The organism is Aquamicrobium defluvii (genome assembly GCF_004363725.1).
Lineage (GTDB): Bacteria > Pseudomonadota > Alphaproteobacteria > Rhizobiales > Rhizobiaceae > Mesorhizobium > Mesorhizobium defluvii.
In genome coordinates this window covers 1-1,368 of the sequence record NZ_SNZF01000086.1, presented here as the reverse complement: position 1 = coordinate 1,368, position 1,368 = coordinate 1, and the positions used below count along the sequence as shown (strand labels likewise).

General features: G+C 59.6%; 2 protein-coding genes. One reads left to right on the top strand and one right to left on the bottom strand.

All coding sequences use genetic code 11. The features are described 5' to 3' along the window. Window positions 1-99: 99 nt before the first annotated feature. Window positions 100-351 (top strand): Tn3 family transposase, encoded by a 252-nt coding sequence (locus DES43_RS23430; protein WP_425359080.1) that lies wholly within the window; start codon window positions 100-102, stop codon window positions 349-351. Here DES43_RS23430 and DES43_RS22230 read toward each other — a convergent pair. Further along, window positions 234-1,183 (bottom strand): IS630 family transposase gene (locus DES43_RS22230; RefSeq protein WP_133676480.1). Its coding sequence is split into 2 segments (ribosomal slippage): window positions 234-845 and window positions 848-1,183, totalling 948 coding nucleotides; the frame shifts between segments, so codons are not numbered across the junction. The genes DES43_RS23430 and DES43_RS22230 overlap by 118 nt on opposite strands. Window positions 1,184-1,368 lie beyond the last annotated feature (185 nt).

The window sequence follows — 1,368 nt, the reverse complement described above, 5'->3', positions numbered from 1 at the left end:
ACCGGCGTACGCACAACAGGATCACCGAACGGTCAAAATGACGGCCTGAAACCATGAAGTGCTCCTCTGAAACTGGAGACAGTCATGTCATCGACATAGTTGACGAGGAGTTTGCGACAGAGCCTGATCGAGCGCAACTGGCCAGACATCCTGAGCATCGCCGCCACCATCCTGGCCGGAAGCATCGCTCCCAGCCAGATCCTTTGCAAGCTCCCCTCCCACCCTAGAGTCTTTCAGGTTTTGGCGGAAGCGTATCCTGCGTTTTGGAGGTATTTTGCGCATTTTGCGGGTTCGATGGTTGAGACGAGGTGGCCGATGTGTCGCCACGTGTCTTCGAAAGTTCGCTTCTGAGCGATGCGCATCCAGTGCTTGATTTTGGCGAAGGCCTGCTCGATCGGGTTGAGGTCTGGCGAGTAGGGTGGCAGGAACCAGAGCCTTGCGCCAGCGGCCATTATCATCTTGCGGACGTCGGCCGATTTGTGCGAACCGAGATTGTCCATGACGACGATGTCGCCCGGTTCGAGCACGGGCACGAGTTGCTGCTCGACCCAGGCGCGGAAGCACTGGCCGTTGATTGGCCCATCGAAGACGCAAGGGGCTGTCAGCCGGTCCCAGCGCAGCGCGCCGAGAAAGGTGAGCGTGCGCCAGTGGCCATGCGGGGCGAAGCCGCGCAGGCACTTGCCTTTCGCTCCCCAGCCGCGCAGCGGCGCCATGTTGGTTTTGATCCAGGTCTCATCGATGAAGACGAGCCGGCGCGGATCGAGACGGGTCTGAAAGGAGCGCCAGCGCTGGCGCCGCCGCGCGATGTCGGCGCGGGCCTGCTCAAGGGCGAACAGCGTTTTTTTTTGAACCGAAGACCCTCGCGGCGCAGGAACTGCCACACCGTGTCGTGGGACACTTTCACCCCGCGCGCCGCCAACTCATCCTTCAGCCCATGCAGCGTCAGGTGTGGCGTCTGGTTGATCCGATCCACAATGAACGCCCGATGCGGCTCCAGAATACGCTTGCGATGCCCGCCCATCTTGCCGGGTGCGACAGACCCGCTCGAACGGTAGCGCTGGGACCACTTCACAGCCGACGACACGGCGACACCAAACCGGGCCGCGACCGATCGGCAGCTCTCACCGGAAAGAACCGCTGCGACAGCCCGCTCGCGGAGATCATTGGATAGAGGTGCTGTCATAAGATGATGGCCTCCGTTCCAGCCAGCATCTTCAATCACAAAATCAACACCAGCGGAATCCATTCGATTCAATCAAACGCTGAACCGCTCTAGGCACGAAACCCAATCAGGATGTTGATTGGTTTAAGCTTTCATGATTCAAGCTGGAAAACGCTGGAGTTTGGATCATGGCAGGAGAGTTCTGG